Here is a 14,266-nt window from a genome sequence, read left to right as displayed (position 1 = left end):
GGATTCGAACCCGTAAACTTCGGACTCGAGGGAACCGGATCGCGGGTCACCGCGTCCAAGAACTCGTAGGGGGAATTCTCGTGGTTCCACCGAAGGGGCGGCCCGTGCCGGTCCTACAGTTGACTAGCTGCCACCAGAAGGAGTTCGAGTCATGGTAGATCTCGTTCACGTCGACGCCGAAATTGTGCTCGCGGCCGCCGGTGAGCTCGACCTGCTGGCCGATCGACTTGCCGCGGCCCAGGGGCTGAGCGCACCTGCCACCCATGTCATCCCGTCGGGCGCCGAAGAGGTCTCCCTCGTGGCCGCCAACCATTTCAACGAGGGCGCGGTCACCCACGACGCGTCGATCGCGCAGGGCATCGTCGAATTGCGGAATGCCGCTCAGACATTGCGGATCCAGGTAGCCGAGTACGCCGCGCAGGACGCCGTCCGCGCAGCGGGCATCACCGCCGTCCAGACCGCACTCGAGCTCTGACCCGAGACCACTACTTCAACGTCGACCACAGGGGAAAAGAACAATGGTTGCTGGAATCACCGGCGTGGTCTGGGAAGCCCGTCCGGCCGAAATCAACTCGGCCACGCTGAATCTCGGTGCGCATGCGGTCCCGATCGCGGCCGCGGGTACCGCCTGGGCGGGTCTGACCGCGGCGTGGACCGACGCCACCGCGACGCTCACCCGCGTGATGGCCGAACTGGGCGTCGGCCTGCTGGGTATCAACGGTATCGCCGCGATGGCCCAGCTCACCGCCTTCACCGGCTGGTGCGGCGAGCAGACCGCGATGGCCGCCGCGATGGGCGCCAAAGCCGCCGCGAACGCGACCGCCTATACCGTTGCCTCGCTGGTCATGCCGAGCCCGCCGGAGATCGCGGCCGTCGATGCCGCCCGCGTCGCGGCGCACACCACCGGCGGTGACCTCTGTGGCGCCGGTGAGGCCGCGGAGGCCGCCTATCTGGAGGTGCAGATCCGCGCCGCACTGGTGATGGAGACCTACGAGGCCGCGACGTCGCTGATGGTCGCCACCCCCGCCGCCTTCATGATGCCGCCGCCGATCGCGGTCGGCGCCGGAACCGTCGGCGGCGCACTGGATGTCGCCCAGGCCGTGCAGGCCGATGTCAACCCGGTCGCCAACGCGTTCTCCGCCGCGCAGGCGGCGGTGTCCAGCCCGGGCGGCACCGATGCCGCGACCCAGGTCGCGGGCGTCGCCGGATCCGTGGCCACCTCGGCCGTGCCGACCGTCGGTGATGCCGTCGGCAGCACGATCTCCGCGGCCACCACCACTTCCACCGCCTCTCCGGGCATGTCCACGACCATGATCGGCGGACTCGGTGGTCTCGGCGGCGGCGCCATCGCCACGCGGGCGGTGTCCTTCGCGGGCGGCGGCTCGGTCGGCATCGGTAACGGCGCGGGCAATTTGCAGATCCCGGAGGGCTGGGGCGCCGGGCTGGGCACCAACTTCCCGACCGCCAATGTGCCCGAGGTCGCGCCGACCGCTCCGACGAGCGCCAATGCCACCCAACCCGCCTCGACCCGTCCGGTCAGCAGCGGAAATCCGTTGCTGGGCAACCAGGTCGAAGAGGACGACGAGGATCTCCAGCACAAGAACGAACTGGTACACGGCGAATACTTCAACGACGGCCGGATCATCGCGGCGGGTGTCATCGGCGGCGATCCCAATGCGGAGTCCGCTAGGTGACGGTTCTCGGCGCCGGACGGGGTGGGGCCATGCTCGAATCTGTCGTGCTGACACTGGACGAGATGCAATTCCTGCTGGATAAATTGCAGATCAGCCAGGTTCCGGTCGTACTGGACACTTTCGCCCGGTACGACACGGACGTCCGTCGCAAAGAGGCGTTCGATGCGGCCGCCGAGTCGCTCGCGGCGCGCGATCTTCTGGACGGTGAATTCGTTCACCGGGATCTGGAAGACCGGCTGCGGGCACTCGACCGGCCGCACTGGGCCATCGCCGTGCGCTGGTACGTCGGTGAGCTGGTGAATCGGATGTGCATCGCCAAGGGTGACGAGATGGAGGTCGTCGCCCTGCGTGGGCCCGACACCTACGTCATCAGCGAGGCCTCGCACGACCTGCCCGGCACCATCCTCGCCGCACTCGGCCCGGCCGATCCGCTCGAACTCGACGGTATGAACCGTACTCACCGAGGAACTGCAACCCATTCTCGGCGACGCCGGTGACAGCAATGCCACCGCACAGCGGCTGAGCCGGGTGGGCCGCCCGCCCCGGGATGCGCAGACCCTGGCCGCGGCATTGGTCGAGGTGCCCTCGCACGCCTCGATCGTGGGCGTGATCTACGGTGACGGCAGCCGCGATATCGCGGATGGCGCGATCGCCGTCTTCAACACCCGCAACGGCCGGTTCATCACGACCACCACCCGCTCCGAGGACGACGTGCAGTGGACCTCGCTGGCGACGGGCACCGCCGGGCGGCTGCGCACGGCCATCAAGGACCTCATCGACAAGCTCCCGCTGCGGGCGGAATTCAATCCACCCGCGGGCGCGATCTGAATCCGGTTCGAGCGCGCCCGCATCCGGTGTATCCCGTGGGTGCTCAGCCCATCGGATTGTCGGTGTCCGGCTCGGCCTCGTACAGGAACGGAGGGGTGAACCGGCCCCAGCGCGTGCATTCCCAGGACAGGAATTCGGTTCCGGCGTAACGCGGTAGCAGCTCGATGGTCTCGGTGTTGTCGAGATGGTTGTTCGTGGTGAACGGCGGGGTTACACCACCCAGGGTCATACCGACCAGCCGCATGGCCGCGCCGTGGCTGACCACCAGGATGTCGCCGTCTTCGCCCCAGGACAGATAGGTGCGCCGAAGCTCTTCCAGCACAGGCAGATACCGGTCGAGTACATCGTGGCCGGATTCGCCGCCGGGCACCCGCCGATCCAATTCGCCCAGATGCCAGGATCTGTAGGTCGTCTGGAAGAGTTCGTGCGCCGCTTCGGAATCGCTTCCCTCCAGCTCACCGACGAATACCTCGGACAGGCCATCGAGCGCCTGCGCGGGCACCCCGGTCACCGATTCGATGTGCTGTGCGGTCTGCCGTGCCCGCAGCGCGTGCGAGCAGAACAGTTTGCGCGGCGGTGCGGCCAGTGCGGCGCCGAACGCTTTCGCCTGTGCCACACCGCGTTCGGTCAGCGGTCGACCCGGCACCTTGGTATCGAGAATTTTGGCGACATTCCCCTCGGTCTCACCGTGCCGCACCAGAACGAGTCTGCCGCTCATAGGTCGGCCGTTCCCTTCTTCAGATCTGCCAGCCATGCCGAGGCGGGTTCGTCGGGCGGCGGCGGCGCCCCGGTGGGCGAGCACGCGGGCCAGGAACCGAGGAAGCGGATCCGCCCCGCGGTGCGGTGTAATGCCTTGAGCGCCTCGGCAACCGCGATGTCGTCGATATGACCGACGCAGTCCAGGTAGAACCGGTACGTACCCATCCCGGTGCGGGTGGGCCGGGATTCGATACGGGTCAGATCGACTCCGCGCGTGGCGAATTCGGCGAATACCCGCATCAGCGAACCCGGTTCGTTGGCCAGTTCCAGCACGACCAGCGAGGTTCGGTCCGCGCCGGTGCGCGGCGGGGCCTGCCGCGGCCGGGTGACCAGGACGAATCGCGTGACCGCCTGATCATGATCGGCCACTCCGGATGCCAGTGCCGCCAGCCCGAGCCGTTCCGCGGCCAATGTGGTCGATACGGCCGCATCGGCATGTCCGGCCACGACGTCCTCCGCGGCCGCGGCATTGGAGGCCGAGGTGTACATCGCGGCCTGCGGCAGATGCCCGTCCAGCCAGCCCCGAACCTGGGCCGCCGCAACCGGATACGCGGCGACGGTGCGCACGTCGTCGAGTGCGACGCCCGGCCGGCCGACGATCGTGAAGGCGACGTCGAGTTCGGTCTCGGCCACGATCTGCAGCCGCGGCCCGAGAGCGAGCGCATCGAGCGTCGGCGAGATCGAACCCTCCACCGAACTCTCGATCGGTACCACCGCACCCTCGACCGCACCGGCCCGGATCAGCTCCAGCGCCGCACCCTGACTGGTCGCGGCGACCCGTTCGACCGGCTCGTCGAAGACACCGGTGGACTCGAGCTGGACCAGGGCCATCTCGGTGAACGTTCCCGATGGTCCGAAATAGGCGATACGCGGCACGGATACGACATTACCGACCGGTTGCCGGTGGGCTCGGAGTTTGCAGCACTTCCAGGGCTTTCACGACGGCGTCCGGCGTTTCGGACTCGATCGCGAGCAGCACACCGCGCAGCGCCTCCACCGCCGCCGGTCCCAGGCCGCGCAGGAACTCCAGGTCCGGACGAATCAGTGCGCGGCGGATGTCCTCGCCGCAGAGCGCGGCGACCGTCGCGGCGACGACGCCCACGGCCCGTTCCCCGGAATCGGTGCGAGCGATGAATCCGCCGGCGGAGTGCGCGGCCACGACGAGGAATTCGGCCACCTGAACATCGGGCAGTCCGGCGTCCAGCACCGGCGCTTCGGGAACCTCCGACGGTGGCCGGACCAGCCCTTCCGCCAGATCGGCCCGGGATGCGGCGGGCATGGACAACGTCAGCGGAACCGGTTCGGCGGCGGTGGAATCGTGCGGCACATTTCCACCGTAGCGATCGAAATGCTTGCACAACCGGCCATATTCACTTAGCTTAGGTTTACCTAACTGATATGCCGTGGCCGGGACCAGCCCTGGAGGTAATGCATGCGACCGAATCCGACCCTCGCGCCATCGACCGCCGAACGGATCCGCAACGCCTGCGCACATGCCGATCACGCGATGCTGGCCCTGCCCGGAATCGACCCGGCGACCATCACGGTCCACCACCTGCGCCAGTGCGGTGACGCCGTGGTCGCGGTGCCGATGGGCTCACCCGCGGTCGCCGCCGCGGCGCGCGGTGGTGCGGGTGGCGTCCAGGCCGTACTCGAACTCACCGATCGCACGCCGCTGCCGTTGCGCGAGCCGGTGCGGGCGCTGGTCTGGCTGCGCGGGCGCGTGCGCACGGTCCCGGCCGGGACACAGCGCCTGCTCGCCTCGGCCGTCGCCGAGGACCACCCGCATCCGGCCCTGCTCGACGTCGGGCACACCACGACCCTGTTGCGCCTGATGATCAATTCCGCGGTGCTGGCGGATTCGACCGGCGCGGAATCGGTCTGCCATGCGGATCTGCGCGAGGCGCGACCCGACCCGTTCTGGGAGCTCGAGGCGGCCTGGCTGCAGCATATGGACGCCGACCACGCCGACGTCGTCGCCCAGCTCGCCCGACACCTGCCGACCCGCCTGCGCGGCGGCGCGATCCACCCCCTCGCGATCGATCGCTACGGCATCAGCCTGCGCATCGAGACCGACGAGGAGGACCACGACGTGCGCCTGCCCTTCCAGACCCCGGTCGAGGACATCCAATCCCTCAGTCGCGCAGTTCGAATCCTCGTCGGCTGCCCATTCCTGCACGGCATGCGCCGGATGTAGCCGGCTCGGGACGCCACGCCGGGCAGCATCGCGGTCCGGAAATCGGAACGCCGGAGGAACCGGGAGGCGCAGACCCGCGCAACCGCGGTGACGATCGGTGATTCTCGCGGGGGCCGGTCACCGCTGCGCGTTTGCGCCCTGGGCGAAGGCCAGGGCGTGCGCGCCCGGATTAGATTGGCGGAGTGAATTCGGCTGCTGATGCTGTTCCGGTGTGGCCCGTGCCCGCCTCCAACGGGGAGCGGCGGGCGATCCGGATCGAGATTGTGGTCGTTCTGGTCGTCACCTTCGGGCTGAGCGGAGCCAGTGCGGCGCTGTCGCTGCTGGAAAGTGCGCTGGCGCCGGGTGGGATCGGCGGGCAGTCGGTGGCGCTGAATCCGTCGCGGGCCACGCAGTCGACCATCGATCTGCTGTTCCAGCTGTTGAGCGTGCTGCGGTTGGCGGGTTGGGGTGCGCTGGGACTGTATCTGTTGTGGCGCAGCGGATTCGGATTGCGACTCATCGGCCTGGCGCGAATTCGCCTGCGTCGCGACGTCGTTCCCGCGCTCGTGCTCGCGGCCGTGATCGGGCTACCGGGCCTCGGTCTGTATCTGATCGCGCACGCACTCGGATTGAGCGTCACCATCGTGCCCAGTTCCCTGGGCGATCACTGGTGGCGGCTGCCCGCGCTGATCCTGTCGGCCGTGGCCAATGCCGTGGCCGAGGAGCTGATCGTGGTGGCATATCTGATCACCCGACTGCGGCAACTGGATTGGTCGCCGAACCGGTCCCTGCTCGCCTCGGCCCTGCTGCGCGGGAGCTATCACCTCTACCAGGGCCTCGGCGGCGGCTTGGGGAATCTGGTGATGGGCTTGATCTTCGGCGGGTTCTGGCAGCGCACCAATCGACTGTGGCCATTGATAGTGGCGCACGCCACAATCGACTCGGTCGCCTATATCGGTTACACCTTGCTGCACGGCCATGTCACCTGGCTCCCCTGAAACACACAGCTTCTCCCGTTACTATCGCGGAGATGAACCGCGAGCGACCCCCGTACGATCCGCGGGATCCACGGATGCGCCGGGTGCCGCCGCAGGGCCCCGGTGGGCGACCCCCGACGCCGGGTGATCCGCCGCGAATCGAACCCACCCAGGTCATGCGCCGGGACGGAAGACAACCCCCGCTGGCCTGGTCGGAAGGTGGTCCGCAGTCTCCTCCTCCGCCGCCGCGTGGCCGCGGTCCGCGGCCGGGGCCGGATCGGGGTTGGGCCCCGCCGCAGCGCCCCGTGCCGTATCAGGACGGGTCGCCGCCTGCGCCCCTCCCACCCACGCGACGTCGCAAGCCTCCGCCGCGTCAACCCGGGGTGCGCCGCAGGCGGCATTGGGGGCGTTGGTTTCTGGCGTTGTTGCTGGTGCTGATCATCACACCGATCGCGGCCGGGATCTATCTGGACAGTTCGCTGCACCGAATCGACGCGCTGGCCGCCTACTCCGGACGTGTGGGGCAGACCGCCGGAACCAATTGGCTGCTCACCGGTTCGGACAGTCGCGAAGGGATGACCCAGGCGCAGGAACAGCAGCTGTCCACCGGCGATGCGGCCGATGCGGGCGGTGAGCGCAGCGACACCATCATGTTGGTGCACATTCCGCAGTCGGGCTCGACCACCATCGTCAGCCTTCCGCGCGATTCCTATGTGCCCATTCCCGGCCACGGTCGCGACAAATTGAATGCGGCCTTCGCGGAGGGCGGCCCGAAACTGCTGACTCAGACCGTGGAAACCGCGACCGGTCTGCATATCGACCATTTCGCGAAGATCGGCTTCGGCGGCTTCGCGAATATGGTGGACGCGGTCGGCGGTATCGATATGTGTCTGCCGAATGCGATCAATGACCCGAAGGCCGGGCTCCACCTGCCCGCGGGCTGCCAGCATCTGAGCGGCCCGCAAGCCCTCGGATTCGTGCGCACCCGCGCGACCCCGCGCGCGGATCTGGACCGGATGAACAATCAGCGGATGTTCCTCGCGGCCCTGCTGAAGAAGGCGACCAGCGCGAGCACCCTGGCCAACCCGTTCAAACTGTGGCCGCTGGCGACCGGCATCACCGGCACACTGCAGGTGGACAACGGCGACCACATCTGGGCCTTGGGCCGCCTGGCCTGGGCACTGCACGCGAACACCGTCGCGACGACCGTGCCCATCGGCGGTTTCGAAACCGTCGACGGCAGCGGCAACGTCCTGCTCTGGGACAAGCCCCAGGCCGGCCAGTTCTTCGCCGACCTCGCCGCCGACAAGCCGATCCCGGACGATCTACTCACCAAATGAGTTGGCCCGGTAGACATCCGGCTGCCGACGAGCCGAGTCCGTGGTGGACGGACGCGGCTCACCTGCCCAGCCGGCCCCGTGGCCCGACCTCGCTCGTCCGAAGCAGTAGCCCGCCGGAGACGAACGGCCCCACCTGAGCAAGCCGATATCCCTTGCGGGCCAACATCATCGACGACCGTCCCAGCAAGCGCGACCCAACCTGACCCGGACGCACTCAGCCGAGTACCGAGACCCCACGCAAGTCGCAGCATTCGGCCGCCGAGTGCACCGGATCAGCGCAAAGTGATCTGACGCGAGCGCAACCCGTCACGGGAGCGTCGCTCGTCCGGGGTCAGGGGGGCGTCGGAGGCGAGGGCCTCGACGAGGCGGGCGCCGAATTCCGTTGCGGGCTTCACCCATTCGGTGGCATGCCGTTCGCGGTCCAGATCGAAGACCGGGACCAGCAGGCCGTGGGTGCGGAACGAACCGGCGAAGCGGGAACCCTCACCGAGGTGCAGGCCACCGGAGGCGTGCAGGCGCGCGAGCGCCAGCATCAGCGCGTCCTCGTCCTCCGGGCGGACCCAGCGCAGATGCGCCTTCTCCCCCGCGTCGACCCACCAGGCCGCACCGATGGCGTCGGCGTCCAAGTGCAGGCGATCCGAGGGCATGATCGCGTGATTCGCCTGTTCGATGGTGGCGGCCACCTGCGGATCGGGCTGCACACCCTCGGGCACCCACCAGTTGAAGTCCTGATGCACGGTCAGGTCCAGGGCCGCGTTCGGATCGATCACCTCGGTCAGCGGCGCGGCCGTCGCGTCGGCGTCGGCCGCGCTGTTCAGCGATTCGCCGGGCTCGGTGGTCTGCGTCCAGGCGATAGCGGTGGCCAGATCGGCGGCCGGATTCTCGGACTGGAACTGCACCTGCGCGGCTACGAAGCCGATCGGTTCGGCGGCGGCGCGCACCAGCGCGGCCACCGCGCCGGGCAGGACCGTGGCCAGGGTCACCGGACGTTTCGCGGCGAATCCGGGTGCGGTCGGCAACGTCGCGGTCGCCGACGGTACGAACTCCCGTAGCGCCACCAGATCGCATTCGGCGGCCAGACCCGCGAACGGACGCGTCACGCCGCGGTTGGCTTGCTCGGCTCGCCGCTCGGCGAGACGCTGGGCCCGGTTGCTGTCGGGCTTGGGACTGTTCCGCTTACTCTTACCCACGAACGCAGAACCTACAGCGCGATACGGCCTGATCGCGATTCACCGTGCCGTCGAGCGCCGGGAAGTTGCCTGCCGCCCACGCCGTGACCCAGCTATCGGCCTCTCACTGGCCCGGTTGCGAATCGGGCAGGGGGCCGAGCGCATCCAGCAACGCCTTCGTGCGGCCGGGATGGTTGGTGGCGACCCAGTTGACGCCGAGTTCGGCGCACAGCTTCACATCGTCCGAATCGTCGACCGTCCAGCAGTACGTCGCACGTCCGGCGGCGGCGGCCTTGTCGACCAGGTCGGGATGTTCGCGCAGGGTTTTCACCGACGGTCCGACCGCCGTCGCGCCGACCGTGGTCGCCGCACTGCCGCCGAGGTAGCGGGACGACTCACCGAGCAGCACCGTCGGCAGCAGCGGCGCGGCGCGGCGAATTCGCCAGACCGCCGTCGCGGCGAAGGACATCACGACCGCCCGCGAATGCGCCGCCGAGGCGGGCGTCGCGATACCGAACCGCTGCAGTTCGGCCAGGACCTTGTTCTCCACCAGCGCGCCATACCGCACCGGATGTTTGGTCTCGATGAACAGCTTGGTCGGCCGACTGCGCCAATCCAGCACCAGCGAGATCAACTCGCTCAGGGTCAGCACCGCGGAAGACGCACCGTCGGCGCCGAAGTCCAGGGCCCGCAACTCCTCCAGGCTCATCTCGCTGACCAGCCCGGACCCCGAGGAGGTGCGATCCACCGTGCGGTCGTGCACACAGACCAGATGGCCGTCGCGAGTCAGCCGCACATCACATTCGACGCCGTCTGCGCCTTCCTGCAGGGCCAGCTCATATGCGGCGAGAGTGTGTTCCGGACGTGCCGCCGAGGCGCCCCGATGCGCGACGACGAACGGCGCACGACTGTCCTGGTTCACTTCGCCATGACCTCCTCCTGCGGCTCGGATTCCGCAATCGACACGGCCTCCGCACGCACATCCTGCACGACCTCCGGATCCACCGCGCGCCGGGCCGCCGCCGCCCCGCTCGGACCATCCGCGGCCGAGGCGGAATCCGCGTCCGCCGATCCGGCCTCCGCAGTCGCCGGATGCACCGGTTCGATGACCGGAACGACCGGACCGCCGGTGGCCACCCAGCGCCGCGCCGACCGGCGACGACCGCGCAGATCCTGCCCCTCGCACGAGCGCACCACCCAGAGCGACAGGACCGTGACGGCCGTTGCCACCAGATCGGTGTAGACGGTGAAAATCACCCCGTTGGCCTGGGCCTGCAAGGTATCGGCGCTCCGAAAGCCCAACGCGACCACGGCCATCACGCCGTTGATCACCCAGACCGACCACCAGATCCGCACGGTCTGCAGCACGCGCGGATCGTCGTGCCGGCGGGCCAGCTCGATCAGGAATACACCGGGCCACAGCAGATTCACCACGGGGACCACACAGCCCAGCAGCAGCGCCCACATCCCGCGCGGATCGCGCTGCCCGTCGGCGGCGTAGGCCCGACGCCGGGCCTCGATCAGCCAGCCCACCAGCGCGACAGCGGTCACCAGCGCGAACACCAGGGCCAGCACGGCGAAGACCCGCACCGACCAGTCGGACAGGTAGACCACGATCGGTTCGATCAATCGCGTCCGGTTCCGCATGAGCAGCAGATATCGCGCGAATTCGGCGGCCGCGGCTAAGGCGAACAGCACCGCCGTGGTCGTCAGCAGCCGCACGACCCGATCACTCAGCCGAGCCAACCGTGACCGGGTGGCCGACGCCGGCTGGTACGGCCGGTCGTGCAGTCCCCAGCGCGGAATCTCGGTGTAGCGCGGTGTCGGAGCGGGTGCGAGATTCGTGGACGACGGGCGGGTATCGCGCGGTCGGCGACGTCCCGGGGGCCGGGCGACCCAGCGGTAGTTACGCCGCTGCGGCGGGGCGTCCACCGGAGCCGGGGACAGCAGGACACCGCGGCAGCGCGGGCACCAGTGCATGGGTCTGCCCTGTACCGCCCACCGCGCACCGCAGCGGGCACAGGGCTGTACCACCGTACTCACCGCCATGCCGGTCCCCCTCTCATCAGTAGATCGTCGCCTCGTGATCGCCCTCGGTGGTCAGCGGGCGACCGGCCTTCTGCCAGGCCACCATGCCGCCGGAGATATTCACCGCATCGAATCCGATATGCATCAGATACCGCACGACCTGCAGGGATCGCCCGCCTTGACGGCAGACGACGTAGATCTCCCGCTCGTAGTCCAACTCGTCGGCGCGCGCGGGGATAGCGGCCATGGGGATGTGCACGGCGCCGGGTGCGTGCCCGAGCTGCCACTCATCGTCCTCCCGGACGTCGAGCAGTAGGGCCGGCGTGGTCCCGGCATCATCGAATTCGGCAGGTACGGCATCCACCGGCACCGATGGAATTTCGGGGCTCGTCACGTGTTCGATCCTGCCACGGGACCCGGACCGGTGGAGAGTGTGGATAACTTGGGCCGAGTTATCCACATATCCACAGCCTCATCCACAGGTCGAGAGTGTCGTGCGGACCGATTCGATCCGAACCCCCTGACCAGTAAGAAGCGCATGTGGGCGACCGATCCGAAACTCCCCTCCTCATGCCGGAGCGGTCGCCCACCGCCTTCTACGGGATCCGCCGCGGCACGCAGAACCGGCGGGCGGGACCGCGGCCGGGAGATCCCGACAACTACTTGGACGGAGCGCACCGGCGTTCGGTTCCCTCGGTTTCGAAAAATCCCGGCAACACCTGTGACGAGCCGAAATCCCCGACATGTCCCCGGGTATCGGTAGCCTTGATCATATGGACGCGACCCGCGGGTTACTCGACGGATTGGATACGGCCGGACTCAACACAGCACTCGCCGAAGGCACCTGTCTGGGCCTCGTGCCCGACGCCGAGGCCGGGCGGGTTCGACTCGAACTCGAGGTGCTGACCCTCCCCACCGATGGGCCACCGCCCACGGATCACCGGGTGTACCTGACACTCACCGGCGTCAGCCGAATCGCCGCCTCGCTGCGCATGCAGCGCTGGGACGATGCCGAACCGCAGGTCTTCCCACTCACCTTGGAAACCCTCGGCGAGGCCATCGCCGGATTCGGCGGCGGCGCCCTGCACGGCTGGGATTTCGTCGATGCCGACGACAGCGGCTGGGCGCTGTGGCGCGAGCTGCTGAGCTTCGACAGCACCATCAGCGCCGAGCCGGGCAGCCATCTGCTGGAGTTCTCCCAGCAGGAGGGTATCGACCCGCGCGAGCTGGATGTGCGGATCTGGTTCGAGGGCGTCTCGATCGCCACCTCCGACGGCCGCGAGATTCCGCTCGCGGAGTTCATCGCCGGTGGTGCGCGCTGGTGGAAGGCGCACGACGCTTGCGATCCACGCACCATGCTGCCGGACGTCGCACCGCCGATGTAGCGCCGCAAGCGATTCCGATCGCCGGGAATCTTCCGTTCATCAGGAATTCCGGGGGCACGGCCGCCGGTTGCACAGAAGCGGGTGTACGAATGATGGTTGGGTGCGCTCGGCAAGTCCGGGTGCAGACGGCCTGACATACGACGGAAGGGACATCGTGGCTGAGTACACGCTGCCAGATCTGGATTACGACTACGGCGCTCTGGAGCCGCACATCTCCGGGCAGATCAACGAACTCCACCATTCCAAGCACCACGCCGCATATGTCGCCGGCGCCAACGCCGCACTCGAGAAGCTGGAGGCGGCCCGCGAGTCCGGTGACCACGGCGCGATCTTCCTGAACGAGAAGAACCTGGCCTTCCACCTGGGCGGTCACGTCAACCACACCATCTGGTGGAAGAACCTGTCCCCGAACGGCGGCGACAAGCCGGTCGGCGACTTGGCCGCGGCCATCGACGACCAGTTCGGCTCGTTCGACAAGTTCCGCGCGCAGTTCACCGCCGCGGCCAACGGCCTGCAGGGTTCGGGCTGGGCCGTGCTGGGCTACGACCAGCTGGGCCAGAAGCTGCTGACCTTCCAGCTGTACGACCAGCAGGCCAACGTGCCGCTGGGCATCATCCCGCTGCTGCAGGTCGACATGTGGGAGCACGCGTTCTACCTGCAGTACAAGAACGTGAAGGCCGACTACGTGAAGGCGTTCTGGAACGTGGTCAACTGGGCCGACGTGCAGGAGCGTTTCGCTCGGGCGACCGCCCAGGCCAAGGGTCTGGTCTTCGGCTGATCGGGCTGCCGGAACTCCGGCGCACACCTCACGTACGGGCCCGCGAACCATTCGGTTCGCGGGCCCGTTTCATGTTTCAGCGCTGTTACCTGCGCCTTAGCACTCTCTGGTACTTGTGTGCCAGACATTGTTCGGTCCATTCTCGGGTACTCACAACTTCAGGACGGCTCGCTATTCCGGCAGCCATCCCGGACAGATTCGGGAGGCCACGATGCACACGAACGATCAGGTTCGAGTCACGCCATTCCAGGCGCACGGATCACTGCGGGGATTTCTCATCGGGGGCCGCTGGCCGGATACCACCAAGGAGTGGGCGCAACTGCTGGTGCTGGCCGTACGGGTGGCGACGTTGCCGGGCATTCTCACCACCACTACCGTTTTCGGTGCTCGCGAGGATCTTCCCGACGATCCCGAACCCGGCACGGTCGGCTTGGTCCTGGCCGAGGGCCCGGTGCTGGGCGAGCAGGCGCTCGAGCCCGGTCGATTCGCCCGGCACGTGCCGCCCGCGCTGATGATGTTGCATCCCCCCTCGGAAACCAGCCCGTCCCTGCCCGAATGCAGTGGGGCGGCATCGGGTTGCGTACTGCTGCCCGGGGTGCCGCATCTGGGGCTGCAGCATCGCGCGGCCTGGGTGGAGGCCGAGTCGGACGGCACGGTGACCTCGATGGTCAGCCGGGTCGGCGTGGACCCGATCAGCGACCCCGATACCGCGGTTCTGGCCATGTTGATCGCGGCATGAGCGGTCAGGCGCGGAGGCGGCAGCGCGCGTAACCACGTAGCGCCCCGGGAATGCCGACGTCGGACACAGCATGAGCGGTCAGGCGCGGAGGCGGCAGCGCGCGTAACCACAGAGCGCCCCGGGAATGCCGACGTCGGACACAGCATGAGCGGTCAGGCGCGGAGGCGGCAGCGCGCGTGACCACAGGAGCGGTCAGGCCACCCTGGATACCGCGTGAGGGTAACCGAAAAATTCGGACAGGATCGCCAAACTTATTGCGCCCATTGCGATTTCGATTACAGGAGGTTGGCAGCCAGGGCAGATTAGGATAGGCTTGCTCACAGCGAAGGGGAGTAGCCCCCAATCGCGTGGTCGACATACTGATCCAACCGGGTCCGGCCACGTGAACCGGCG

The 14,266-nt window shown here is 68.1% G+C and carries 17 protein-coding genes; 10 read left to right on the top strand and 7 right to left on the bottom strand.

What is annotated here, in order from left to right; genetic code table 11:
* Positions 1-151 precede the first annotated feature (151 nt).
* The 4 genes from NV1_RS02555 to NV1_RS46295 are packed head-to-tail and all read left to right on the top strand — an operon-like array spanning position 152 to position 2,522.
* On the top strand, positions 152-475 hold the full coding sequence (locus NV1_RS02555) for a PE family protein (RefSeq protein WP_067884959.1): 324 nt from the start codon (positions 152-154) through the stop codon (positions 473-475).
* A 43-nt stretch (positions 476-518) separates the two neighbouring features.
* The gene (locus tag NV1_RS02550) at positions 519-1,694 is read left to right on the top strand and encodes a PPE domain-containing protein (RefSeq protein ID WP_067884957.1); all 1,176 of its coding nucleotides are present in this window, start codon (positions 519-521) and stop codon (positions 1,692-1,694) included.
* A 29-nt stretch (positions 1,695-1,723) separates the two neighbouring features.
* Positions 1,724-2,191 carry an ESX secretion-associated protein EspG gene (locus NV1_RS46300; protein WP_281181776.1) on the top strand — a complete coding sequence of 156 codons (468 nt, stop codon included), beginning with the start codon at positions 1,724-1,726 and terminating at the stop codon, positions 2,189-2,191.
* Positions 2,163-2,522: an ESX secretion-associated protein EspG gene (locus tag NV1_RS46295; protein WP_307627889.1), complete on the top strand. Its 360-nt coding sequence runs from the start codon at positions 2,163-2,165 to the stop codon at positions 2,520-2,522. Before NV1_RS46300 ends, NV1_RS46295 begins: the two co-directional genes overlap by 29 nt.
* A 43-nt stretch (positions 2,523-2,565) precedes the next feature.
* Here the strand turns inward: NV1_RS46295 and NV1_RS02540 are convergent, their stop codons facing one another.
* Genes NV1_RS02540 through NV1_RS02530 form a run of 3 tightly spaced genes read right to left on the bottom strand, consistent with a single transcriptional unit; the run spans position 2,566 to position 4,608 of the window.
* Positions 2,566-3,240 (bottom strand): histidine phosphatase family protein, encoded by a 675-nt coding sequence (locus NV1_RS02540; RefSeq protein ID WP_067884955.1) that lies wholly within the window; start codon positions 3,238-3,240, stop codon positions 2,566-2,568.
* Positions 3,237-4,157, bottom strand: coding sequence for a prephenate dehydratase (gene pheA / locus NV1_RS02535; protein WP_067884953.1), 921 nt, complete (start codon positions 4,155-4,157; stop codon positions 3,237-3,239). Before pheA ends, NV1_RS02540 begins: the two co-directional genes overlap by 4 nt.
* Positions 4,158-4,167: 10 nt before the next feature.
* Complete coding sequence (locus NV1_RS02530) at positions 4,168-4,608, bottom strand: hypothetical protein (protein ID WP_067884951.1); 441 nt, start codon at positions 4,606-4,608, stop codon at positions 4,168-4,170.
* Positions 4,609-4,713: 105 nt separating this feature from the next.
* On the opposite strand from NV1_RS02530, the gene NV1_RS02525 reads away from it, so the two are divergent.
* From NV1_RS02525 to NV1_RS02515, 3 genes are all read left to right on the top strand, one after another.
* A complete protein-coding gene (locus NV1_RS02525) occupies positions 4,714-5,478 on the top strand; it encodes a DUF2470 domain-containing protein (RefSeq protein WP_067884949.1) in 765 nt (254 codons plus the stop codon).
* A gap of 182 nt (positions 5,479-5,660) precedes the next feature.
* Entirely contained in the window at positions 5,661-6,455 is a 795-nt protein-coding gene (locus NV1_RS02520) for a CPBP family intramembrane glutamic endopeptidase (protein WP_245713518.1), read from the top strand.
* Between the two features lie 32 nt (positions 6,456-6,487).
* Positions 6,488-7,774, top strand: coding sequence for an LCP family protein (locus NV1_RS02515; RefSeq protein ID WP_084524989.1), 1,287 nt, complete (start codon positions 6,488-6,490; stop codon positions 7,772-7,774).
* 272 nt (positions 7,775-8,046) lie between these two features.
* On the opposite strand, the gene NV1_RS02510 is transcribed toward NV1_RS02515, so the two are convergent.
* From NV1_RS02510 to NV1_RS02495, 4 genes are all read right to left on the bottom strand, one after another.
* On the bottom strand, positions 8,047-8,964 hold the full coding sequence (locus NV1_RS02510; RefSeq protein WP_067884945.1) for a DUF5926 family protein: 918 nt from the start codon (positions 8,962-8,964) through the stop codon (positions 8,047-8,049).
* Between the two features lie 103 nt (positions 8,965-9,067).
* Positions 9,068-9,865, bottom strand: coding sequence for a glycerophosphodiester phosphodiesterase (locus NV1_RS02505; RefSeq protein WP_067884943.1), 798 nt, complete (start codon positions 9,863-9,865; stop codon positions 9,068-9,070).
* Positions 9,862-10,992, bottom strand: a complete 1,131-nt coding sequence (locus NV1_RS02500) for a DUF4328 domain-containing protein (RefSeq protein WP_084524988.1) — start codon at positions 10,990-10,992, stop codon at positions 9,862-9,864. The genes NV1_RS02505 and NV1_RS02500 overlap by 4 nt, the downstream gene beginning before the upstream one ends.
* Before the next feature lie 16 nt (positions 10,993-11,008).
* Positions 11,009-11,365, bottom strand: a complete 357-nt coding sequence (locus NV1_RS02495; RefSeq protein WP_157116430.1) for a rhodanese-like domain-containing protein — start codon at positions 11,363-11,365, stop codon at positions 11,009-11,011.
* A 379-nt stretch (positions 11,366-11,744) separates the two neighbouring features.
* Between NV1_RS02495 and NV1_RS02490 the strand changes: the two genes are divergently transcribed.
* The 3 genes from NV1_RS02490 to NV1_RS02480 all read left to right on the top strand — a co-directional run bounded on the left by NV1_RS02490 (position 11,745) and on the right by NV1_RS02480 (position 13,873).
* On the top strand, positions 11,745-12,356 hold the full coding sequence (locus NV1_RS02490; protein ID WP_067884939.1) for a hypothetical protein: 612 nt from the start codon (positions 11,745-11,747) through the stop codon (positions 12,354-12,356).
* A 154-nt stretch (positions 12,357-12,510) separates the two neighbouring features.
* Positions 12,511-13,134 (top strand): superoxide dismutase, encoded by a 624-nt coding sequence (locus NV1_RS02485; protein ID WP_067884937.1) that lies wholly within the window; start codon positions 12,511-12,513, stop codon positions 13,132-13,134.
* A gap of 211 nt (positions 13,135-13,345) precedes the next feature.
* On the top strand, positions 13,346-13,873 hold the full coding sequence (locus tag NV1_RS02480) for a peptidase (RefSeq protein ID WP_067884935.1): 528 nt from the start codon (positions 13,346-13,348) through the stop codon (positions 13,871-13,873).
* Positions 13,874-14,266: the final 393 nt, after the last annotated feature.

Source organism: Nocardia vaccinii NBRC 15922, assembly GCF_001613305.1.
GTDB lineage: Bacteria > Actinomycetota > Actinomycetes > Mycobacteriales > Mycobacteriaceae > Nocardia > Nocardia vaccinii.
The sequence above is the reverse complement of the archived record's forward strand: the minus strand, read 5'-3'. Positions and strand labels throughout refer to the sequence as shown.